The sequence below is a fragment of the Kocuria salsicia genome (assembly GCF_007681555.1).
Lineage (GTDB): Bacteria > Actinomycetota > Actinomycetes > Actinomycetales > Micrococcaceae > Kocuria > Kocuria salsicia.
This window is the reverse complement of the sequence record NZ_VELE01000002.1, coordinates 1-22,349: the sequence shown is the minus strand read 5'-3', so window position 1 is coordinate 22,349 and position 22,349 is coordinate 1. Positions and strand designations below refer to the sequence as shown.

Genomic DNA, 22,349 nt, shown 5'->3' with positions numbered 1-22,349 from the left:
GAACGCGAGAAGCCATGTCCGAGACCACACCGTCCGCCGCGGTGGACCCCACCGACGAGGCCGGGGTCGCCGCCGCCGTCGAGCAGGCGCTGAGCGAGATCCAGACCGCCGCCGACCTCGCAGAGCTCAAGACCGTCCGGCTGCGCCACGCGGGGGAGAAGTCCCCGCTGGCGCTCGCCAACCGTGCCATCGGCGGGCTCGACAAGTCGGCGAAGGCCGCCGCGGGCAAGCTCGTGGGCCAGGCCCGCGGCCGCGTCAACAAGGCGGTCGCCGCGCGCACCACGGAACTCGAGGAGGAGCGGGACGCCCGGATCCTCGTGGAGGAGGCGGTGGACGTCACCGCGGCCACACGACGTCGTCGGCTTGGCGGGCGCCACCCCCTGAACACGCTCATGGAGCACATCGGGGACATCTTCGTGGGCATGGGCTGGGAGGTCGCGGAGGGCCCGGAACTCGAGCACGAGTGGTTCAACTTCGACTCCCTGAACTTCAAACCGGACCACCCCGCACGTCAGCTGCAGGACACGTTCTTCGTGGATCCGCCGTCCTCGCACCTCGTGCTGCGCACCCACACCTCGCCGGTACAGATGCGCTCCCTGCTGGAGCGCGAGCTGCCGGTGTACGTGGTGTGCCCGGGCAAGACCTACCGCACGGACGAGCTGGACGCCACGCACACCCCGGTCTTCCACCAGGTGGAGGGCATCGCGGTGGACGAGGGACTGTCGATGGCGGACCTGAAGGGCACCCTCACCCACTTCGCGCGCACCATGTTCGGCCCGGAGGCAGCGATCCGGCTGCGCCCCAACTACTTCCCCTTCACGGAGCCCTCCGCGGAGCTGGACGTGTGGCACCCCACCGCCAAGGGCGGACCGCGGTGGATCGAGTGGGGTGGCTGCGGCATGATGCACCCCAACGTGCTGCGGGCCGCGGGGATCGACCCCGAGCGCTACTCGGGGTTCGCGTTCGGCATGGGCATCGAGCGGACCCTGATGTTCCGCAACAACGTCCCGGACATGCACGACATGGTCGAGGGCGACGTCCGTTTCAGCGAACACTTCGGGATGGAGATCTAGAGCAATGCGAGTTCCTTTGTCATGGCTGCGCGAGTACGCGCCCGTTCCCGAGGACGCGACCGCGGAGGACGTCCTGGCCACCCTCGTGAAGGTGGGTCTTGAGGAGGAGGACGTCCACCGTCCCTCCGACTCCCTCTCCGGTCCGATCGTGGTGGGCCAGGTGCTCTCCATGGAGCCGGAGACCCACTCCAACGGCAAGACCGTGAACTGGTGCTCCGTGCGCGTGGTGCCGGAGGGCCATGAGCAGACGCTGACGGGCAAGGGCATCGACCCCTCGGGCGTCCAGGGAATCATCTGCGGTGCCCACAACTTCTCGGTGGGTGACAAGGTGGTCGTCGCCCTTCCTGGTGCGGTGCTGCCGGGCGACTTCCGGATCTCCGCGCGTAAGACCTACGGCCACATCTCGGCAGGCATGATCGCCTCCGTGCGCGAGCTCGGCATTGGCGACGACCACGACGGCATCCTGGTGCTCTCGCGGATCGGGCTGGACCCCGAGATCGGCTCCGACGCCCTGGAGCTGCTGGGTCTCTACGACTCGGCGGCGGAGGTCAACGTGACCCCGGACCGCGGGTACGCGTTCTCGATCCGCGGGATCGCCCGCGAGTACTGCCATGCGGTGCGCGCACCGTTCACGGATCCCGTGGCGGAGCTCGCGCCGAGCGTGCCGAAGCCCACCGCGGACGGCTTCCCCGTGACGATTGCCGACGACGCTCCTATCCACGGCCGCGCCGGCTGCAACCGTTTCGCGGTCCGGGTGGTCGAGGGCATCGACCCGACCGTCCCCACGCCGCCGTGGCTCGTCTCGCGCCTGCGGCTTGCGGGCGTCCGCTCCGTGAGCTTGCCGGTGGATGTGTCCAACTACGTGATGCTCGAGTACGGCCAGCCCATCCACACCTACGACGCGGACACGCTGCAAGGCGGGATCACCGTCCGCCGCGCCAGTGCGGGGGAGAGGCTCACCACGCTGGACGGGAAGGCGCGCGAGCTCGACGCCGGTGACCTCGTGATCACGGACGAGTCCGGGCCCGTGGGACTCGCCGGGGTCATGGGCGGCGCGAGCACTGAAGTGGGGGACTCCACCACCCGAGTGCTCGTCGAGGCTGCCCGCTTCGACGAGGTCTCGGTGGCCCGCACCGCCCGCCGCCACAGGCTGCCCTCGGAGGCGTCCAAGCGCTACGAGCGCGGCGTGGACCCGCAGCTTGCTCCGGTGGCCGCCCAGCGCGTCGTCGACCTCCTCGTGGAGCTGGCCGGCGGCACCGACACCGGGCGGGTCACGGACGTGGACCACACGGACCGCCCCGCCGCGATCGAGCTGCCCGCGGGCTACCCTGCGGCGCGCGTTGGAGTGGACTACTCTCCGGAGGTCGTCGAGCGCAGCCTCGTGGCCATCGGCGCCGAGGTCACGGAGACCGCGGACGGCTGGACCGTGGTCCCTCCGTCGTGGCGCCCGGATCTGCTCGATAAGGAGGACCTCGTTGAGGAGGTCGCGCGCCTGGACGGCTACGACCGGATCCCGGAACGCCTCCCGGTGGCTCCTCCCGGCCGCGGCTTCACGCGCTCGCAGGCCGCCCGACGACGCGTGGCCACCACGCTCGCTGCCGCTGGGCTCACCGAGGTGCTGAGCTACCCGTTCGTCTCGCAGGCGGACAACGACCTGTGGGCCAGCCCCACGGGCGAGCACGTGCCCTCCGTGAAGCTCGCGAACCCCATCAGCGAGGCCCAGCCCATGCTGCGGGCGAGCGTCCTGCCCGGGCTCGTGGAGGTCCTCAAGCGCAACCGTTCCCGGGGCTTCCGTGACCTTGCGCTGTACGAGATTGGCCACGTGTTCCTGGCCGACGGCGTCGTCGCGGACACCCAGCCCGTGCCCCCACTGGGCGTGCGTCCCGGGGACCAGGAGCTGGAACGCCTCAATGCGGCCGTGCCCGACCAGCCGCGCAAGCTCGCGGCCGTGCTGGCCGGCAACGACGCGCCCGCCGGTCCGTGGGTCACCCCCCGCGCACTGGACTGGCAGGACGCCCTGGACGTCGCCGAGCTCGCGGCGCGTGCCGTGGGCGTGGAGCTGACGGTCGCGCAGGGCTCCCACCACGCGTTCCACCCGGGGCGCACGGCGCGGCTGAGCACCTCCGACGGTGTGGACATCGGTGTGGCCGGTGAGCTGCACCCCCAGCTCGTGGCCGCCCAGGGCCTGCCTGAGCGAACGTGCGCCGTGGAGCTGGACCTCTCGGCCCTGCTCGACCACGAGTCCGCGGCCGTCACGGCGGAGACCATCTCGGGCTATCCCGCGGCCACCCAGGACGTGGCCCTCGTGGTGGACGCGGACGTCCCCGCCGCGGAGCTGCTGGCCACAGTGCGCCGCGGTGCCGGTGAGCTGCTCGAGACCGCCGAGGTCTTCGACGTGTACGCGGGCACCGGGATCCCCCAGGGGAAGAAGTCTGTGGCCATCGCGCTGCGCTTCCGTGCCCCAGACCGTACTCTCACCGCGGACGAGGCTTCCCAGGCCCGTGAGAACGCGGTGGCTGCGGCCCGCAGGGAGCACGGAGCCGAGATCCGCAGCTGACCCCCACCCCCGCAGCAACGCCAAGGCGCAAGGAGCACCGTGTCCCCCGATTCCCCCGAACTCATCGACTTCCACGAGCAGGAGGAGGAGCGAACGCGCGGCTCGCGCGGATGGCTGATCGTGCTCATCGTCCTCGCGGGGGCGGTGCTGACCCTGGTCCTGGGGATCTGCTCCGCGCTGTCGTTCGAGAAGGCTTCCCGGCTGGACGACTGGGCAGGCCGGTCCATGGTGGTCTCCGGGACGTACCAGACCCTCACGAACGACCTCGTGACCAAGGAGTACAACGGGATCTACACCGGGGTCATGCCGAAGAACGAGCTGGTGGATGAGTATCCGTTCGACAACCAGCTCAACGACCCGGTGAAGAAGTCCGAGGGTGACCAGATCACGTTCCGTGGCACCCAGACGGGTGTGCAGGACTCCGACTTTCCGCGGGAAGTGGACGCCCTGCTCGCGGAGCAGAACGGTCACTTGACGGTTGTGGAGACGGGCGAGCCCGGCTCCTACGGGGACAACGGCGTGACGGACTCGATGGTCACCGGCCAGCGGGTCCGAGCCGCGGCGCTCGGGGTGGGCGCGCTGTTCTGCGTCGGCCTCACGGTCTGGGGTGCGCGACGCGTGCACCGCGGGGTGCGGGAAGGCATCTAGATCTCTGCTCCGGCACAAACCGGTGGTGCACCGCCCCGTGGGTTCCCGGGCCCACGGGGCGGTGTCGTCTCACGGCAGCAGCAGGAGCTTCCCCTGCGTGCCGCGGGATTCGAGGTCGCGGTGCGCGGCGGCGGCGTCGTCGAGCGGGTAGGTGGCACCCACCCGGACCTCGAGGCCCCCGGAGGTCACGGCGTCCATGAGCTCGCCCCAGCGCCACGTGCGCTCGTCCCGGTCCCGCGTGTAGTAAGCCAGGGACGGGCGGGTCACGTAGAGCGCCCCGGAGCTGTTGAGCCGCTGCAGGTCCAGCGGGGGCACCTGGCCGGAGGAGCCCCCGAAGAGCACGGTGGTCCCGCGCACGCGGGTGGCCGCGAGGGATTCGTCGAAGGTCGTACGGCCCACCGAGTCGTAGACCACGTCCGCGCCCAGGCCGTCCGTGAGCTCGCGCACGTGCTCGGCGAAGCCTTCGTAGCCGAGCACGTGGTCCGCGCCGAGGCGCTTGGCCGTCTCGGCCTTATCCCGGGTGGAGGTCAGCGCGATCACGGTGGCGCCGATGCGCTTGAGCAGCTGGATCGTCAGTCCGCCCACCCCGCCGGAGGCAGCTGTGACCACCGCGGTCTGCCCGGGCTGCACGGGAAACGTGGACCGCACCAGGTAGTGCGCCGTGAGTCCCTGCAGGGGCAGGGCACCGGCGGTCTGAGGATCCATGCCGTCCGGCACGGGTAGCGCCTTGTCCTCCTCCACCGTGAAGAACTGCGCGTAGGTGCGGGTCGCCTCGGAGGTTGCCACGCGCTGACCGGTCCGCACGGTGGTGACCCCTGAGCCCACAGCCACGACCTCACCGGTGCCCTCAGAGCCTGCCGTGAACGGGAAGTCCACGGGGTACACACCGGAGCGCTGGTAGGTCTCGATGAAGTTCACACCGGTGGCCTCGGTCCGCACGAGGACCTCCCGGGGGCCGGGCTCGGGGAGGGGCACCTCGGCCGGGCGCAGCACCTCCGGGCCACCGGGCTCCTGCGCGACGATCGCCTGCATCGTGGTCTCGCTCATTATCAGTTCCTCCTCGCAGCGGGGTGCCGTGCTCGCAGTGGGGCACGACGGCGTCCCCGCCAGTCTCGCGCTGCGGCACCTCCCGGCACAAGGCAGTCCACGTCGGGGCGGGCGGCGGGGAGGACGGTCACCCGCGCAGAGACTTGGAACGCGTTATGCATAAATATTGAGTGGAGTGCATAGGAATACGGTATGGTGGAGCCCATGACCTACACCGTTGCAGTCTCAGGCGCCACCGGCTACGCGGGGGGAGAGGTGCTCCGTCTGCTGTGCGGGCACCCGGACATTGAGGTCGCCACCGTGGCGGCCCACTCCTCCGCCGGGCAGAAGCTCGGGGCGCTCCAGCCGCACCTGCACGCGCTCGCGGACAGGGACGTCGTCGAGACCACCGCGCAGAACCTCACGGGCCACGACGTCGTGTTCCTGGCCCTGCCCCACGGTCAGTCCGCGGCGCTGGCCGAGCAGCTGCCCGCAGGCACGGTCGTGATCGACGCCGGGGCGGACCACCGGCTCGAGTCCGCCGAAGCGTGGGGAGCGTTCTACGGCTCAGACCACGCCGGCACGTGGCCCTACGGGCTGCCCGAGCTGCTCGTGGACCCGAACGGCCGCAAGCAGCGAGAGAACCTGCCCGGCGCCACCCGGATCGCCGTCCCTGGCTGCTACCCCACGGGATCGCTGCTCGCGCTGGCACCCGCGCTGGCGGCGGGACTGGTGTCTCCCCAGGACATCGTGATCGTGTCCGCGTCCGGGACCTCGGGTGCGGGCAAGGCCCTGAAACCTCACCTGCTCGGTGCCGAGACGATGGGGGGGATGTCCCCGTACGGCGTCGGCGGCGGGCACCGGCACACCCCGGAGATCGAACAGGGGCTGGGATGGGCGGCAGGCGAGGGCGTGCGGATCTCGTTCACCCCCACCCTGGCTCCCATGCCCCGCGGCATCCTCACCACGGCCACCGCCGCGCTGCGCCCGGGCACGACCGAGGAAGCTGTGCGGGAAGCCTACCGCGCCGCGTACGACGGCGAGCCGTTCGTCCACCTGTTGCCCGAGGGGCAGTGGCCCACCACCAAGTCGGTGCAGGCCTCGAACCACGTGGCGCTGCAGCTGGCCGTGGACCCGCACGCCGGGCGGCTCGTGGTGAGCGCCGCGATCGACAACCTGACCAAGGGGACGGCTGGCGCCGCCGTGCAGTCCCTCAACCTGGCCCTCGGCCTCCCCGAGACCGCGGGTCTCACCGCACAGGGCGTGGCACCGTGAGCGCCCGCCCCGTCCCCGACCGCCCGTCCGAACCAGGAGCTGCCATGTCCTCGCACAACCCCGTTCCCGACGTCCCCGTGAGCACCGACTCCGGCGTGTGCGCCGCGGCCGGGTTCACCGCCGCCGGCGTGGAGGCCGGCTTCAAGAAGTCCGGGGGCCGCGACCTCGCGCTCGTGGTCAACACCGGGCCCGACGACGCCGCAGCGGCCGAGTTCACGAGCAACCGCGTGGCCGCCGCACCCGTCCACTGGTCCCGGGAGGTGATCCGGCAGGGCCGTGCCCGCGCGGTGGTGCTCAACTCGGGCGGGGCGAACGCGTGCACCGGCCCGCAGGGTTTCCAGAACACGCACGAGACCGCCGAGCTGGTGGGGGAGCAGCTGGGCCTCGGTGCCGGAGAGGTGCTGGTGTGCTCCACAGGGCTGATCGGGGAGCAGCTGCCCATGGACGTGATGCGCGGAGGCGTCCCGGCCGCGGTGGCCGCGCTCGCCCCCGGGCAGCGTGCCGCGGCGGAGGCCGCCGAGGCGATCATGACCACGGACACCGTCCCCAAGCAGGCCTGCGTGAGCGGTGCGGGCTGGAGCGTGGGCGGCATGGCGAAGGGCGCGGGGATGCTCGCCCCGGGGCTGGCCACCATGCTCGTGGTGCTCACCACGGACGCCGTCCTGGGCGCGGAGGAGCTCTCGCTCGCGCTGAAGGAGGCGTGCCGGATCACGTTCAACCGCACGGACTCGGACGGCTGCATGTCCACCAACGACACCGTGGTGCTGATGTCCTCCGGCGCCTCGGCGCAGCGCCCGGACCAGGTGGAGTTCACCCGCGCGCTGACGGCCGTGTGCCACAGCCTCGCGCAGCAGCTGATCACGGACGCGGAGGGCGCGTCCCACGACATCGCCGTGACCACGGTGGGCGCGGCCACCGAGACCGAGGCGGAGGACGTCTCCCGCACGGTGTGCCGCTCGAACCTGCTCAAGACCGCGGTCTTCGGCAACGACCCCAACTGGGGGCGCGTGCTCTCCGCCGTGGGCACCACGCAGGCGCAGTTCGAACCGGACCGCATCGACGTGTCGATCAACGGCGTCACTGTGTGCCGCAACGGCGCGATCGGGGACCCGCGCGAGGGTGTGGACCTCGCGGCGTCGCGCGCGGTGGACATCGTGGTCGACCTCAAGAGCGGGGACCAGCAGGCCACGGTGTGGACCAACGACCTCACCCACGACTACGTCGAGGAGAACAGCGCCTACTCGAGCTAGCGCGCCCACCATGTCACGTCTCAGCGATAACACCAGGTACGAAACAGCCCGCTCCAAGGCGGAGACCCTCATGGAGGCGCTGCCGTGGATCCAGCGCTACGCGGGCTCCACCATGGTCTTCAAGTACGGCGGCAACGCCATGGTCAACGACGAGCTGCGCCGCGCGTTCGCGGAGGACATCGTCTTCCTGCGCCACGTGGGGATCCGCCCGGTCGTGGTCCACGGCGGCGGCCCCCAGATCAGCGCGATGCTCGACTCGTTGAACATCGCCTCGGAGTTCCGGGACGGGCTGCGCGTCACCTCCGAGGAGGCCATGAACGTGATCCGCATGGTCCTCACGGGCCAGGTGGGCCGGGAGCTCGTGGGCCTCGTCAACGCCCACGGTCCCTACGCGGTGGGGATGTCCGGGGAGGACGCCGGGCTGCTGCAGGCCCGCAGGGTGCGCACCGGCTCGGACGGCGCACCGCTGGACCTGGGGCTGGTGGGCACGGTCACGCGCGTGAACACCGCCGCCGTGGAGCAGCTGCTGGACATCGGCAAGATCCCGGTGATCGCCTCGATCGCCCCGGAGCTCGCGGACTCCGACGACGACGCCGCGGGCCTCGGCTCCCTGACGGGCCAGGTCCTCAACGTGAACGCGGACACGGCTGCCGCGGAGGTCGCGGTGGCGCTGGGCGCGGAGAAGTTCGTGGCCCTCACGGACGTGGAGGGGCTGTACGCGGACTGGCCGGACAGGTCCTCGCTGATCTCCTCGCTCACGGCCTCGGAGCTGCGGGAGATGCTGCCCACGCTGGAGTCGGGGATGATCCCGAAGATGCGTGCGGCGCTGCGCGCCGTGGAGGGCGGGGTGCCGCGGGCGAGCATCGTGGACGGGCGCTCGGAGCACTCGTCGCTGCTGGAGATCTTCACGGACACGGGCATCGGCACCGAGGTCACACCGGACGGGACGGAGAACGCATGAGCGCGCGGCAGGACGAGCTGCTGGAGCAGTACAGGGACAACCTCCTGGGGGTGTTCGGGGATCCCTCCCTCGTGCTCGTCTCGGGCGAGGGGGTTCACGTCACGGACGCGAACGGCAAGCGCTACATGGACCTGCTGGCCGGGATCGCCGTGAACGCGCTGGGACACGCGCACCCGGCGTGGGTGCGGGCCGTCAGCGAGCAGGCGGGCACGCTCGCCCACATCTCCAACCTCTTCACCTCCCCGGGCAGCATTGCGCTGGCGCACAAGCTGCTGGAGGTCACCGGGGCGCCGGAGGGCTCGCACGTGTTCTTCGCCAACTCCGGCTCCGAGGCGAACGAGGCGGCGTTCAAGCTGGCCCGCCGCCACGGCGCGGTCCACCCCGATGCGCAGGGGCGGCCCCGGCAGCGGGTGATCGCCCTGGAGCACTCGTTCCACGGCCGCACCATGGGCGCGCTCGCACTGACCGCCAAGGAGGCCTACCGCGCTCCCTTCGAGCCGCTGCCCGCCGGGGTGGAGCACATTCCGGCCACGGTCGAGGCGCTCGAGTCCGCGCTGGACGACACCGTGTCCGCCGTGATCGTGGAGCCCGTGCAGGGCGAGGCCGGGGTGCTCGGCCTGCCCGAGGGCTTCCTGGCGCGAGCCCGGGAGCTGACCCGCGAGCACGGTGCGCTGCTCGTGGTGGACGAGGTGCAGTCCGGGATCGGTCGCACCGGTGCGTGGCTCGCCTCCAGCGCGCAGCTGCCCGCGGGAGAGTTCCCGGACGCCGTGACGTTCGCCAAGGGTCTCGGCGGGGGCTTCCCCGTGGGGGCGTTGCTCACCGCGGGCCCGGAGGTCTCCGGGCTGCTGGGCGCCGGGCAGCACGGCACCACGTTCGGCGGCAACCCGCTGGCCATGGCCGCGGGTCTCGCGACCCTCACCGCGATCGATGACGAGGACCTGCTCGCCAACGCCCGCCGGGTGGGGGAGCACCTCGCCCGGGGCCTGCGCGCCGTCGACGGCGTGGTGGGCGTCCGCCAGTACGGTCTCCTGCTCGGCGTGGACCTCGTGCAGGAGGGCCCCGAGGACCCGGTGGCGCAGCGCGTCGTCGCCGCGGCCCGGGACGCCGGGTTCATCCTCAACGCCACGGGCCCGGCCACCCTGCGCCTGGCCCCGCCCCTGATCATCACCGAGCGGGACGTGGACGAGTTCGTGGCCGTCCTGCCGCGGCTGCTCGCCGCCCGCGAGCACTGAACCGCCCCCCCGCCCCTCACCCGCTCCCCAAGGAGGATGCCCCGTGCTCCGTCACTTCCTGATCGACACCGACCTCACGCCCGAGGAGCAGACCCGGGTCCTGGACCTCGCGCTCGCGCTGAAGGCGGACCGCTTCTCGCGCCGCCCGCTTGCGGGCCCGCAGACCGTGGGGGTGGTCTTCGACAAGACCTCCACCCGCACGCGGGTCTCCTTCGCCACGGGCGTCAGCGACCTCGGCGGCAGCCCCCTGATCATCAACCCCGGGGAGTCGCAGCTGGGGCACAAGGAGAGCGTGGCGGACAGCGCGCGCGTGTTCTCGCGGATGCTCGCCGCGGTCGTCTGGCGGACCTACGCGCAGTCCGGGCTCGAGGAGATGGCCGAGCACAGCACCGTCCCGGTGGTCAACGCCCTGTCCGACGACTACCACCCATGCCAGATCCTCGCGGACCTGCTGACCCTGCGTGAGCACCTCGGGGACCTGCCGGGCCGCACCCTGGCCTACGTGGGGGATGCCGCGAACAACATGGCCAACTCGTACCTGCTCGGCTGCGCCACCGCCGGGATGCACGTGCGGGTGGCCGGACCCCAGCAGCACCTGCCGCGCCAGGTCGTCGTCGACGCCGCACGGGAGCGGGCCGAGCAGACCGGTGGCTCCGTGCTCGTGACCACGGACCCGGCCGAGGCGCTGCGGGGCGCGGACGCCGTCGTCACCGACACCTGGGTCTCCATGGGCCAGGAGGACGAGAAGGCGGAGCGCACGCGGATCTTCCAGCCGTACGCCGTGACGCGCGAGGCCATGGCGCTCGCCGGCGAGGAGGCCGTCTTCCTGCACTGCCTGCCCGCGTACCGCGGCTTCGAGGTCGAGGCGGAGGTCATCGACGGGCCCGCGTCGCTCGTGTGGGACGAGGCGGAGAACCGGCTCCACGCGCAGAAGGCGCTGCTGACCTTCCTGCTCGACTCCTCGGGACTCTCGGCGGACCTGCCGGCAGCCCTGCGACGGGAGGAGATCCGGTGAGCATGCCCACCACCAAGACGGCGCGACAGGCCCGGATCCTGGAGCTCGTCACCGGAGGGGAGATCCACTCCCAGGCGGAGCTCGCGGAGCTGCTCGCCGCGGACGGCATCCAGGTCACGCAGGCCACCCTGTCCCGCGACCTCGTGGAGCTCGAGGCGGTGCGGGTGCGTTCCGCCAACGGGGGCATGGTCTACGCGATGCCCCGCGCGGGCGCGGACCGCTCCCCGGCCACCGGGATCACCCGTGAGAGTGCCGAGGCGAAGCTTGCCTCGCTGTGCCGGGAGCTGCTCGTCACCGCGGAGGGCAGCGCGAACCTCGCGATGCTGCGCACCCCGCCCGGAGCCGCCCAGTACTTCGCCTCGGCCATCGACCACTCGGTGATGCCCGAAATCCTGGGGACCATCGCCGGGGACGACACCATCATGGTCGTGGCGCGGGACCCCGCGGGCGGCGCGGACCTCGCACGCACCTTCCTCGACCTCGCCCGCTGAGCGACGACGCCGCGGTGCCGCCCTCCTGCGCCCGGCAACCACGGCGCTCGTGGCACCAGGGACGCGGAGTCCACGGCGCTCAGGCCTCGGGGGTCTCGTACTGCGTGAGCAGCGGCAGCAGCTGCTCCTGGCCGAAGACCCTGGCGACGTCCTGCGCGTGCTGGTGCCCGGTGGCCTGCCCGGCTCCGGCTTCCAGGAGCATGCGGGTGATGGCTTCGTTCCCGCGGAACACGGCGCACACCAGCGCGGTGAAGCCCATGTCGCTCACGCGCTCGGTGTCCGCGCCCTTCTCCAGGAGCATGGCCACGGTGTCCTCGCGCTCGAGGTAGGCGGCGAGGTTCAGCAGGGTGTCACCCTTGCCGTTGGTGAGGTTGACCGGCACGCCCGCGTCCAGGGCGGCATGCAGGGTGTCCGTGTCGCCGTTGCGGGCGGCGTCGAAGAGCGAGGTGGCGTACGCCAGCTCGGCCTCGGTGAGCTGCGGGGGCTGGGGTGCGGATTCCGGCTGGGTCACGGGAGGTCCTCCTGCGGACGGGTGCTCCGACTCGGCGGGGCACGGGTGGGGATCGCGGGGGCGATCCGGGCTTGCTCCCAGTCTCGCACGCGCTCCCGGACCCGTGGCGTGGGCGTTTGACTCAGGTACCCGATACTGGCAGTCTCACGTGTTAGATCTCACACACGTTCCCTGGAGGACCCATGACCAACCTGGCCACGCTGCTCACCACCTCGGCCGCGAAGTACACGTCCGATCCCGCCGTGATCCTGGATGACCTGCACCTGAGCTACGGGCAGCTGGACGACCTCTCCGCCCGCGGCGCCGCCCTGCTCACCGCCAACGGCATCCGCCCCGGGGACCGCGTGGCGCTCGTGCTGCCCAACGTGCCCCACATGGCGGTGCTGTACTACGCGATCCTGCGCGCCGGCGGCATCGTGGTCCCGCTGAACCCGCTGCTCACCCCTCGCGAGCTGACCTACCACTTCCAGGACGCGGGCGTGAGCTTCGTGCTCGCGTGGGAGGACATGGCCCAGGCCAGCCAGAAGGCGGTCGAGGAGCTCGACGGCGTGGCCGTGCTGCCGATCAGCGCCCAGGGCACCGTGGGGCACCTGATGTCGGTTGAGCCGGCGGCCGAGGTCGTCGAGCGCGAGGACGAGGACACGGCGGTGCTGCTGTACACGTCCGGCACCACCGGGCGCCCCAAGGGTGCGGAGCTGACCCACCACAACCTGCACTCGAACGCCGAGATTGCCGGGGAGCTGTTCGACCTGCGCAACGGGGACGTGATGTTCGGAGGGCTGCCCTTCTTCCACGTCTTCGGCCAGACGGTTGCCCTCAACGGGGTGGTGGCCCGCGGCGCCGCGGTCTCCCTGCTGCCGCGCTTCCACCCGGTCAAGGCCCTGGAGATCCTGCGCCGGGACCACGTCAACATCTTCGTGGGCGTGCCCACCATGTACGTGGCGCTGCTGCACGAGCTGGGCAAGGGCGAGCTCACCACGGAGGGGATCGACCTGCGCGCCGGCGTCTCCGGCGGCTCCGCCATGCCCGTGGAGGTCATGGCCAAGTTCGAGAAGGTCTTCGACACCAGCGTGTACGAGGGCTACGGCCTCTCGGAGACCTCCCCGATCGTGTGCTTCAACCAGCCGGGCAACGTCCGCAAGCCCGGGTCCATCGGCACGGTCGTGCGCGGGGCGGAGATCCGGATCGTGGACGGGGACGACAACGAGGTCCCCACCAACGAGGTCGGGGAGATCGCGGTGCGCGGGCAGTACGTGATGAAGCGCTACTGGAACAACCCCGAGGCCACCGAGGAGGCCATGCGCAACGGCTGGTTCCACACCGGGGACATGGGCCGCAAGGACGAGGACGGCGCCATCTTCATCGTGGACCGCAAGAAGGACATGATCCTGCGCGGCGGCTACAACGTGTACCCCCGCGAGATCGAAGAGGTCGTCTACCAGTTCCCGGGTGTCGTGGAGGCCGCGGTCGTGGGCGTGCCCAGCGAGAAGCACGGCGAGGAGGTCGGCGCCGTCGTCGTCTTCGAGTCCGGTGTGCTCGAGTCCAAGGGCCGGGAGGCGCTGAGCCAGGAGCTGGACGCGTTCGTGCAGGAGCGGGTGGCCAAGTACAAGTACCCCCGCATCTACCGCATCACGGACGAGCTGCCCAAGGGCCCCACGGGTAAGATCCTCAAGCGCGAGCTCTCGCTCGATGCATAAATAACGACAGTTGTGTATAGTCATGCACGGAGCGCGGGTCGTCCCGCGCAGTCAGTGTCGTCGTTGAGCAGTGTGTGAGGAGAACGCCGTGAGTGATCGCGTGGTATTGGCCTACTCGGGTGGGCTGGACACGTCCGTGGCCATCGGGTGGATCGGTGAGGCGACCGGTGCCGAGGTGATCGCCGTGGCCGTGGACGTCGGACAGGGCGGCGAGGACCTCGAGACCATCCGTCAGCGCGCCCTGGACTGCGGTGCCGTGGAGGCCTACGTCGCGGACGCCCGGGACGAGTTCGCGAGCGAGTACTGCATGCCGGCGCTGAAGGCCAACGGCCTCTACATGGACTCCTACCCGCTGGTCTCGGCGGTCTCCCGCCCGGTGATCGTCAAGCACCTGGTGGCCGCGGCCAAGCAGTTCGGGGCCACCACCGTGGCCCACGGCTGCACGGGCAAGGGCAACGACCAGGTCCGTTTCGAGGTGGGCATCCAGACGCTCGGCCCCGAGCTCAAGTGCATCGCCCCGGTGCGGGACCTCGCGCTGACCCGTGAGAAGGCCATCGCCTACGCGGAGAAGAACGAGCTCCCCATCGTGACCACCAAGAAGAACCCGTTCTCCATCGACCAGAACGTGTGGGGTCGAGCCGTGGAGACGGGCTTCCTGGAGAACATCTGGAACGGTCCCACCAAGGACGTCTACGACTACACCGACGATCCCACGTTCCCGCCCGCTGCTGACGAGGTCGTGATCTCGTTCGAGCGCGGTGTGCCGGTCGCCCTGGACGGCAAGCCCGTGACCCCGCTGCAGGCCATCCAGGAGATGAACCGTCGGGCGGGCGCACAGGGCGTGGGCCGGATCGACATCGTCGAGGACCGCCTGGTGGGCATCAAGTCCCGCGAGATCTACGAGGCCCCGGGTGCCATGGCGCTGATCACCGCGCACAAGGAGCTCGAGAACGTCACGGTCGAGCGCGAGCAGGCCCGCTTCAAGAAGACCGTGGGCCAGCGCTGGACCGAGCTGGTCTACGACGGCCAGTGGTTCTCCCCGCTGAAGAAGTCCCTGGACGTGTTCATCGACGACACGCAGAAGTACGTCAACGGCGACATCCGCATGGAGCTGCACGCTGGCCGGGCCACCGTGACCGGGCGGCGCTCGGACACGGGTCTCTACGACTTCAACCTCGCCACCTACGACGAGGGCGACTCGTTCGACCAGTCCAACGCCCGCGGCTTCATCGAGCTGTTCGGGATGTCCTCCAAGGTCGCGTCCCGGCGCGAGCAGAACCTGGACGAGGACTGACCCCACCCGCCGCGCGCACGGCGTGCACGCGGCGGACCCCGCTGACGCGGTGCCGGACGGCCGGGCTCCTAGACTGGAGCCCGGCCGTTCGACGCGCCCGGGACTCCGCCGCGCGTCGTCGCGTCCGCACCGCCGTCCCCACCGCGTCACGTCGTCGCGGCAGAATGCCCCGTCGTGCCGCCCCCGCGCCACTGGCGCACACCGCCGGGGGCGCACCGATCCACCACCGTCCACGAGGAGCACCATGGCCCAGCACGAGCAGCACGGAACCAACGAGGGCGCCCTGTGGGGCGGCCGTTTCGCCGGGGGACCGGCGGACGCGCTGGCCGCGCTGAGCAAGTCCACCCAGTTCGACTGGCGTCTCGCGCCCTACGACATCGCGGGTTCGCGCGCCCACGCCCGGGTGCTGCACACCGCGGGTCTGCTCAGCGCCGAGGAGCTGACCGGGATGATCGACGCGCTGGACCGACTCGAGGCGGACGTGCGCAGCGGCGCGTACGTCCCGGCGGAGTCGGACGAGGACGTCCACGGCTGCCTGGAGCGCGGACTGATCGAGCGCGCCGGCCCCGCGCTGGGCGGCAAGCTGCGGGCGGGGCGCTCGCGCAACGACCAGATCGCCACGCTGGGACGCATGTACCTGCGGGACCACGCCTCGATCATCGCGGGCAACCTGCTGGACGTGGTGCGCGCCCTCGTGGAGCAGGCGCGGCGTCACCCCTACGCGCCCATGCCCGGACGCACCCACCTGCAGCACGCCCAGCCGGTGCTGCTCTCGCACCACCTGCTGGCCCACGCGTGGGCGGTGCTGCGCAACGTCGAGCGGCTGGTGGACTGGGACGCCCGCGCGGCGGTCTCCCCGTACGGCTCCGGTGCGCTCGCGGGCTCCTCGCTGGGCCTGGACCCCAACGCCGTCGCCGCGGAGCTCGGCTTCGACTCCGCTGTCTTCAACTCGATCGACGGCACCGCGTCCCGGGACGTCTACGCCGAGTTCGCGTGGGTCTGCGCCATGGCCGCGGTGGACGTCTCCCGCATGAGCGAGGAGGTCACCACGTGGGCCACCAAGGAGTTCTCGTTCGTCACGCTGGACGACGCCTACTCCACCGGCTCCTCGATCATGCCGCAGAAGAAGAACCCGGACGTCGCGGAGCTCGCGCGCGGCAAGGCCGGGCGGCTGATCGGTGACCTCGCCGGGCTGCTCGCCACGCTGAAGGGCCTGCCGCTCGCCTACAACCGTGACCTGCAGGAGGACAAGGAGCCGGTCTTCGACGCGATCGACCAGCTCGAGGTGCTGCTGCCCGCCGTGGCGGGGATGATGGGCACCCTCTCGTTCCACACCGAGCGCCTGGCCGAGCTCGCGCCGCAGGGCTTCGCACTCGCCACGGACGTGGCAGAGTGGCTCGTGCGCCAGGGGGTCCCCTTCCGCGAGGCGCACGAGATCTCCGGCGACGCCGTACGCGTGTGCGAGGAGCACGGCATCGAGCTGTGGGACCTCACCGACGAGCAGTTCGCTCAGATCTCCGAGCACCTCACCCCGGGCGTGCGCGAGGTGCTCACGGTCGAGGGCTCGCTCGCCTCCCGCAGCTCCCAGGGCGGCACCGCCCCGGACGCGGTGGCGCAGCAGCTCGCCGAGCTCGAATGGCGGATGGCCGCGCTCGCGGACTTCGAGGCACGCGAGCCCGTGGTCTCGTGACGCAGGGACTGCACGAGCTGCTGCTGGGCCGCGCGCCCGACGTCGCCCCGAGACTTCTCGGCTCGGTCTTCGTCTGCGCGCTGCCCGTCGGCACGGTGGCGCTCCGGCTGACCGAGCTCGAGGCCTACGGCGGACCCCACGACTCGGACCTGCCGGACCCGGGTGCGCACACCTACCGCGGGCGCACCGCGCGCAACGCCTCCATGTTCGAGGCGCCGGGGCGGATCTACGTGTACTTCACGTACGGGCTGCACCACGCCGTGAACTTCGTGTGCCGGGACGAGGGCACCGGCGGCGGGATCCTCGTGCGCTCCGGGGAGGTGGTGCTGGGTCAGGACGTCGCCGCGCGTCGCCGGCTCGCCAACCGCAGCTCCGAGCCGCCGTTCGTGGCACTCGCGCGCGGTCCGGGCAACGTGGCGCAGGCACTGGGCCTCTCGCGGGAGGACGACGGCGCCGCGCTGGTGGATCTCGGCCGTTCCGACGACCCCGCGGCGCTCGCGGAGGAGGCCGTGCTCCGCACGCCCGAACCGTCGTGGACGGGACTCGCGCTGCGGCAGGAACCGGTGGGCGACGTCGTCGTGACACCCCGGACGGGGGTCTCCGGCGAGGGCGGCATGGACACCTACCCGTGGCGCTTCGCGATCGCGGGGGACCCGACCGTGTCCCCCTACCGCAAGGCCGCGGTCAAGCGTCGGCGCACCCGGTGAGCCGCGCGGCGGCGAGTGGGGGCGTGCCCGGCGGATACCATGGGCGGGTGACTGAATCCGTTGAACAGATGATCGACCGGCTGTGCGAGAAGATCCCGGACCACCCCGAACCGGGGGTGCTCTTCCGCGACCTCACGCCGCTGTTCGCGGACGGGGAGGGCTTCCACCGCACGGTGGACGCGCTCGTGGACGCCTTCCGGGGACAGTACGACTGCGTGGCGGGTGTCGAGGCGCGGGGGTTCATGATCGCCGCCGCCGTCGCCTACGCCTCCGGGGCCGGCATCATCCCGGTGCGCAAGGCGGGCAAGCTGCCCCGCGAGACCCTGTCCCAGTCCTACGACCTCGAGTACGGCACGGGAACGCTGGAGATCCATACCGACGACGCCCCACGGGGCTCGCGCGTGCTCGTGCTCGACGACGTCCTCGCGACCGGCGGCACTCTCGGCGCGGCGTCCGCGCTGCTGACCCGCGGCGGCTACAACGTGGCGGGCTTCGGCGTGATCATGGAGCTCACGGCACTGCGCGGACGCACCCAGCTGGGCGGGCACCGGGTCCGGGCGCTGCTGCGCGTCTGACCCGCGGAGGCGCACCCGGTGGGCGGTAGGATGGTCGATCGCCGGTTGAGCGACCGGTTCCGTCGGCAGGGTGCGTGAGGTGAAGTTCGTGGAGGATTCCGCAGCGGTGGATGTGTCCCGGCAGCTCGAGGACGAGCGCCGGTACGTGGCAGGGGCCTATGCCCGGCTGGACGAGCTGCGGGAGCTCAGCGACCGCGAGCTGCGCAGGGTCCGGACGACCCACTTCGGCGGTGGCCACCAGGCCCGCTCCGAGCGGGACGCCTTTGCCACCTACTACGAGGACCGTCTCGCTCAGCTGAACTCCGTGGACGAGCGCCTGGTCTTCGGGCGCCTCGACACCACGGGCGGCGAACGCCACTACGTGGGCCGCCTGGGGCTGGCGACGGAGGACCACCAGCGGCTCGTGCTGGACTGGCGCGCCCGGGAGGCCGGGGCGTTCTACCAGGCCACGGCCGCGAACCCCATGGACCTCGTGCGCCGTCGCCACCTCATCATGGACGGCCGGGAGGTCACCGCACTGGAGGACGACGTCTTCGATCCCGAGGCCGTCTCCGGAGACGACGTGGTCCACGGCGAGGGCGCGCTCATCGCCGCCCTCAATTCCGAGCGCACCGGGCGCATGACGGACATCGTCGCCACCATCCAGGCAGAGCAGGACCGCATCATCCGCGCACCGCTGTCCGGGGTGCGGGTGGTGCAGGGCGGGCCGGGCACCGGCAAGACGGCTGTGGCCCTGCACCGCGCGGCGTACCTGCTCTACGAGCACCGTGAGCGCCTCGCGAAGTCCGGCGTGCTGATCGTGGGGCCGTCCTCCTCCTTCCTCTGGTACATCGAGCGGGTGCTGCCGGCGCTGGGGGAGACGGGCGTGGTGATGTCCTCGCTGGCGGACCTCTACCCGGGGGTGCACGGCACGGTCGAGGAGGACCCCTGGGTGGCGCGCTGGAAGTCCGGGCTGCACATGGTGGACGTCGTCAGGCGCGCCGTCGCGGACCGGCAGAAGCTTCCCGAGAGGACGCAGTGGCTCTCGGTGGACGGCCACACCGTCAAGCTCGACCGCGCACTCGTGCGCCGTGCCCGGGAGCGGGCCCGCGCCACCGGCAAGCCGCACAACGAGGCTCGCGAGACCTTCGTGAAGGTGGTCGTCAATGAGCTCGCAGACACGCTGGGGGCGGAGCTCAACGAGAAGTCCGGCTCCACGATGGACCGCTCCTACCTGCGGGAGGACCTGAGGCAGAGCCGGGAGGTGCGCATCGCGCTCAACCTCCTGTGGTTGCCCCTGACTCCCCAGCAGCTCGTCTCCCAGCTCTTCGGGAAGGAGCGCTACCTGCGCTCCGCGGCCCCCGAGCTGACCGACGAGCAGGTGGCTCGGCTGCTGCGTCCCGTGGACGCGCCCCTCACCGTGGCGGACGTCGCGCTGCTCGACGAGGCGGCGGAGCTGCTCGGGGACTTCGACACGGCCGGGATCAAGGTGCGCGGGGACCGCGCCGTCGAGGAGCGCAAGGCCCAGGAGTCCGCGCAGAAGGCGCTGGAGACCATGGCGGAGGGCTTCGAGGACATCGGGGCGCAGGGCGTGGTGACCGTGGAGCAGCTCACGGCGTTCAACGCGGAGGCGCCGCACCGCGTCACGGCGGCCGAGGCGGCGTCGTCGGACCGCACCTGGGCCTACGGCCACGTGGTCGTGGACGAGGCCCAGGAGCTCTCGCCCATGCAGTGGCGCGTGCTCATGCGGCGCTGCCCGCTGAAGTCGTTCACCGTGGTGGGGGACATCGCCCAGGCGGGCAACGCGGCCGCGGCGACCACCTGGCAGGGTGCACTGGAGCCGTTCGTGGGGGAGCGCTTCACGCTCGAGGAGCTCACGGTGAACTACCGCACGCCCCAGCCGATCGCAGACGCCGCGGTCCGGGTGGCCCGCGCCGCGGGGCTCACGGTGTCGCACCCCACGGCCGTGCGGGACGGGGACCCTCCCGTGCTGGTGCCCGCCGCCTCGGACGACGCCGTGACCGAGGAGGTCGTGGCGTCCGTGGGCCGGGAGCTGGAGCTGCTCTCCGGAGGGCTGGTGGGGGTGGTGTGTCCCGGTCGACGGATCGCGGCGGTCGGCTCTGCCCTCGAGCGTGCGTTCCCGGGACTCGTGGCCGCCGGGATGCGCAGTCTCGACCGGCGCATCATGGTCCTCACTCCGTGGGACGCGAAGGGCCTGGAGTTCGACTCTGTGGTGGTCGTGGAACCCGCCGAGATCGAGGCGGACCCGTCCGGCGGCCCAGGCAACCTGTACGTGGCGATGACCCGGCCCACCCAGCGGCTCTACCTCGTGGCCGCCCACGGCATGCCCGACGGGGTGGCGCCGGTGGAGCCCGGCGCGGTGGCGGACGGAGGCGCGCGCGCCGCTTCCCGCGAAGCCACGGTGGGGGCCCAGGGCGCAGCACCGGGCGGGGACGACGGCGCTGCGAGGGCCTGATAACTTAGTCCCCGTGTCGACCACCGATCTCACCTCGCAGCACAACGACCCCTCCTTCACGTCCCTGTGGGACGAGCTGAACTGGCGCGGGCTCATCCAGGTCTCCACCGATCCGGAGGCGTTGCGCGAAGTGGTGGACGGCGCTCCGATCACGTACTACTGCGGCTTCGACCCCACCGCCTCGTCGCTGCACCTGGGCCACCTCGTCCAGCTGCTCCTGCTGCGTCGGCTGCAGCTCGCCGGCCACCACCCCCTGGGGCTGGTGGGAGGTTCCACCGGTCTGATCGGTGATCCGCGGCTGACCTCGGAGCGGATCCTCAACTCCCGTGAGACGGTGGCGGAGTGGGTGGACCTGCTGCGTGAGCAGGTGCAGCGCTTCCTCTCCTTCGAGGGCGAGAACCCCGCGCGGATGGTCAACAACCTGGACTGGACCGCGCCGCTGTCCGCCATCGACTTCCTGCGGGACATTGGCAAGTACTTCCGCGTGGGCACCATGATCAAGAAGGACATCGTGGCCAAGCGCCTGAACTCGGAGGAAGGGATCTCCTACACCGAGTTCAGCTACCAGATCCTGCAGGGCCTGGACTTCCTGAACCTCTACCGCCAGTACGACTGCGTGCTTCAGACCGGCGGTTCCGACCAGTGGGGCAACCTCACCTCCGGAACGGAGCTGGTGCGCAAGACGGAGGGCGCCACGGTCCACGCCATCGGCACGCCGCTGATCACCAACTCGGACGGCACCAAGTTCGGCAAGTCCGAGGGCAACGCGATCTGGCTCAACCCTGAGCTCACCTCTCCGTACGCCTTCTACCAGTTCTGGCTCAACACCGCTGACACGGACGTCGTGGACCGCCTCAAGGTCTTCACCTTCCGCACCAGGCAGGAAATTGAAGAGCTCGGCCGGTTGACCGGGGAGGAGCCGCACCGTCGGGAGGCGCAGCGCGTGCTCGCCGCGGACGTCAGCACACTCGTCCACGGGGAGGACGCCACGCGCAAGGCGATCGAGGCGTCCGCCGCCGTGTTCGGCCGTGGCTCCTTCGAGGACCTGGACAAGGAAACCCTCGCCTCGGTGGCCGCAGCACTTCCCCACGCGGAAGTCGGGGCAGGAGAGCACCTGGTCTCGGACCTGCTCGTTGCCACCGGCCTCTCGGACTCCAAATCGGCAGCGCGGCGGGTCCTGAAGGAGGGCGGCGCCTCGGTGAACAACCACAAGGTCACGGGGGAGGACGCCGTGATCGGAGAGTCGGACCTGCTGCACGGCCGATTCGCCCTGCTGCGGCGCGGGAAGAAAAACCTTGCGGCGGTGACGTTCAGCGCCTGAGCGGGGCGCTACCGACACCCCCACCGACCAGGACTTCTGCACGGGACCGGCGTTTTGCGCCGGTCCCGTGTCGTGTGTAATGTATTCCGAGTCGTCGCGACGAGGACCCGGAAGGGACCGAGCAGCGGCGGGTGGCCAGCAAAGATCAGCCCGAAAAATTCGGACCTTGTTCATGCTATGGTTACGGAGCTTCGGAACGAGCGGAGCGGATCGTCTTGAGCAGTCAAGTTGACACGCCGAGCAAGCCGAACTAAGCTGTACAAGCCGCTTCAAGGAGGGCCTTCCGGCCTGGCGAAGCGGAGAACAAATTTGATCGGCTGCGAGCCGGTCGTCAACCGAACGTTGTGAACCTGCAAAGAGCAGTCGATCTCGTTGTGGTGTGTTGTTTGTCAACTCAATAGTGTGTCTAGTTTGTTGATACCAAATTTTTTGTTTTTGGTTGATGGCCTGATGTCCTCTGGGTGTTTTCCCGTTTCCTGGGGGTGTTGGGTGTCAGCTGGGATCCCATCTTGCTGCTGCTCTTTTGGAGTGGTGGTGGGTGGTTTCTGTTGAAGTTTTTTGACGGAGAGTT

General features: G+C 70.9%; 19 protein-coding genes. 16 read left to right on the top strand and 3 right to left on the bottom strand.

Going from position 1 to position 22,349, the window contains the following annotated elements; translation table 11 throughout:
- Nucleotides 1–14 precede the first annotated feature (14 nt).
- From pheS to FS770_RS04905, 3 genes are read left to right on the top strand one after another with little or no spacing between them, the layout of a single operon-like run.
- A complete protein-coding gene (gene pheS, locus FS770_RS04915) occupies nucleotides 15–1,073 on the top strand; it encodes a phenylalanine--tRNA ligase subunit alpha (protein ID WP_144942235.1) in 1,059 nt (352 codons plus the stop codon).
- Nucleotides 1,074–1,077: 4 nt separating this feature from the next.
- On the top strand, nucleotides 1,078–3,630 hold the full coding sequence (pheT, locus tag FS770_RS04910; protein WP_144942234.1) for a phenylalanine--tRNA ligase subunit beta: 2,553 nt from the start codon (nucleotides 1,078–1,080) through the stop codon (nucleotides 3,628–3,630).
- A gap of 39 nt (nucleotides 3,631–3,669) precedes the next feature.
- Nucleotides 3,670–4,278: a hypothetical protein gene (locus FS770_RS04905; RefSeq protein WP_144942233.1), complete on the top strand. Its 609-nt coding sequence runs from the start codon at nucleotides 3,670–3,672 to the stop codon at nucleotides 4,276–4,278.
- Between the two features lie 69 nt (nucleotides 4,279–4,347).
- Here FS770_RS04905 and FS770_RS04900 read toward each other — a convergent pair whose 3' ends face one another.
- Complete coding sequence (locus tag FS770_RS04900; RefSeq protein WP_144942232.1) at nucleotides 4,348–5,325, bottom strand: quinone oxidoreductase family protein; 978 nt, start codon at nucleotides 5,323–5,325, stop codon at nucleotides 4,348–4,350.
- A 204-nt stretch (nucleotides 5,326–5,529) separates the two neighbouring features.
- Here FS770_RS04900 and argC point away from each other — a divergent pair, with 204 nt between their 5' ends.
- Genes argC through FS770_RS04870 form a run of 6 tightly spaced genes read left to right on the top strand, consistent with a single transcriptional unit; the run spans nucleotide 5,530 to nucleotide 11,528 of the window.
- A complete protein-coding gene (argC, locus tag FS770_RS04895; RefSeq protein WP_145010421.1) occupies nucleotides 5,530–6,579 on the top strand; it encodes an N-acetyl-gamma-glutamyl-phosphate reductase in 1,050 nt (349 codons plus the stop codon).
- 44 nt (nucleotides 6,580–6,623) lie between these two features.
- Nucleotides 6,624–7,829, top strand: a complete 1,206-nt coding sequence (argJ, locus tag FS770_RS04890; RefSeq protein ID WP_144942230.1) for a bifunctional glutamate N-acetyltransferase/amino-acid acetyltransferase ArgJ — start codon at nucleotides 6,624–6,626, stop codon at nucleotides 7,827–7,829.
- Between the two features lie 10 nt (nucleotides 7,830–7,839).
- On the top strand, nucleotides 7,840–8,790 hold the full coding sequence (argB, locus tag FS770_RS04885) for an acetylglutamate kinase (protein WP_055085645.1): 951 nt from the start codon (nucleotides 7,840–7,842) through the stop codon (nucleotides 8,788–8,790).
- Entirely contained in the window at nucleotides 8,787–10,022 is a 1,236-nt protein-coding gene (locus FS770_RS04880) for an acetylornithine transaminase (RefSeq protein WP_145010419.1), read from the top strand. Before argB ends, FS770_RS04880 begins: the two co-directional genes overlap by 4 nt.
- 43 nt (nucleotides 10,023–10,065) lie before the next feature.
- Entirely contained in the window at nucleotides 10,066–11,037 is a 972-nt protein-coding gene (gene argF / locus FS770_RS04875) for an ornithine carbamoyltransferase (protein ID WP_144942228.1), read from the top strand.
- 2 nt (nucleotides 11,038–11,039) lie between these two features.
- A complete protein-coding gene (locus FS770_RS04870; protein WP_186366699.1) occupies nucleotides 11,040–11,528 on the top strand; it encodes an arginine repressor in 489 nt (162 codons plus the stop codon).
- Between the two features lie 79 nt (nucleotides 11,529–11,607).
- On the opposite strand, the gene FS770_RS04865 is transcribed toward FS770_RS04870, so the two are convergent.
- A complete protein-coding gene (locus tag FS770_RS04865; RefSeq protein ID WP_144942226.1) occupies nucleotides 11,608–12,039 on the bottom strand; it encodes an ankyrin repeat domain-containing protein in 432 nt (143 codons plus the stop codon).
- Between the two features lie 182 nt (nucleotides 12,040–12,221).
- Between FS770_RS04865 and FS770_RS04860 the strand changes: the two genes are divergently transcribed.
- From FS770_RS04860 to tyrS, 7 genes are all read left to right on the top strand, one after another.
- The gene (locus tag FS770_RS04860; protein ID WP_144942225.1) at nucleotides 12,222–13,736 is read left to right on the top strand and encodes a long-chain-fatty-acid--CoA ligase; all 1,515 of its coding nucleotides are present in this window, start codon (nucleotides 12,222–12,224) and stop codon (nucleotides 13,734–13,736) included.
- A gap of 88 nt (nucleotides 13,737–13,824) precedes the next feature.
- The gene (locus FS770_RS04855; RefSeq protein WP_144942224.1) at nucleotides 13,825–15,030 is read left to right on the top strand and encodes an argininosuccinate synthase; all 1,206 of its coding nucleotides are present in this window, start codon (nucleotides 13,825–13,827) and stop codon (nucleotides 15,028–15,030) included.
- A gap of 244 nt (nucleotides 15,031–15,274) precedes the next feature.
- The gene (gene argH / locus FS770_RS04850; RefSeq protein WP_144942223.1) at nucleotides 15,275–16,720 is read left to right on the top strand and encodes an argininosuccinate lyase; all 1,446 of its coding nucleotides are present in this window, start codon (nucleotides 15,275–15,277) and stop codon (nucleotides 16,718–16,720) included.
- On the top strand, nucleotides 16,717–17,427 hold the full coding sequence (locus FS770_RS04845) for a DNA-3-methyladenine glycosylase (RefSeq protein ID WP_144942222.1): 711 nt from the start codon (nucleotides 16,717–16,719) through the stop codon (nucleotides 17,425–17,427). The genes argH and FS770_RS04845 overlap by 4 nt, the downstream gene beginning before the upstream one ends.
- Nucleotides 17,428–17,474: 47 nt before the next feature.
- Complete coding sequence (locus FS770_RS04840; protein ID WP_144942221.1) at nucleotides 17,475–18,002, top strand: adenine phosphoribosyltransferase; 528 nt, start codon at nucleotides 17,475–17,477, stop codon at nucleotides 18,000–18,002.
- Between the two features lie 70 nt (nucleotides 18,003–18,072).
- On the top strand, nucleotides 18,073–20,457 hold the full coding sequence (locus FS770_RS04835) for a HelD family protein (RefSeq protein ID WP_144942220.1): 2,385 nt from the start codon (nucleotides 18,073–18,075) through the stop codon (nucleotides 20,455–20,457).
- A 13-nt stretch (nucleotides 20,458–20,470) separates the two neighbouring features.
- Nucleotides 20,471–21,778 (top strand): tyrosine--tRNA ligase, encoded by a 1,308-nt coding sequence (tyrS, locus tag FS770_RS04830; protein ID WP_144942219.1) that lies wholly within the window; start codon nucleotides 20,471–20,473, stop codon nucleotides 21,776–21,778.
- Between the two features lie 389 nt (nucleotides 21,779–22,167).
- Here the strand turns inward: tyrS and FS770_RS13880 are convergent.
- Nucleotides 22,168–22,349: hypothetical protein (locus FS770_RS13880; protein ID WP_222126488.1), on the bottom strand; the 182-nt coding region annotated here is incomplete at its 5' end.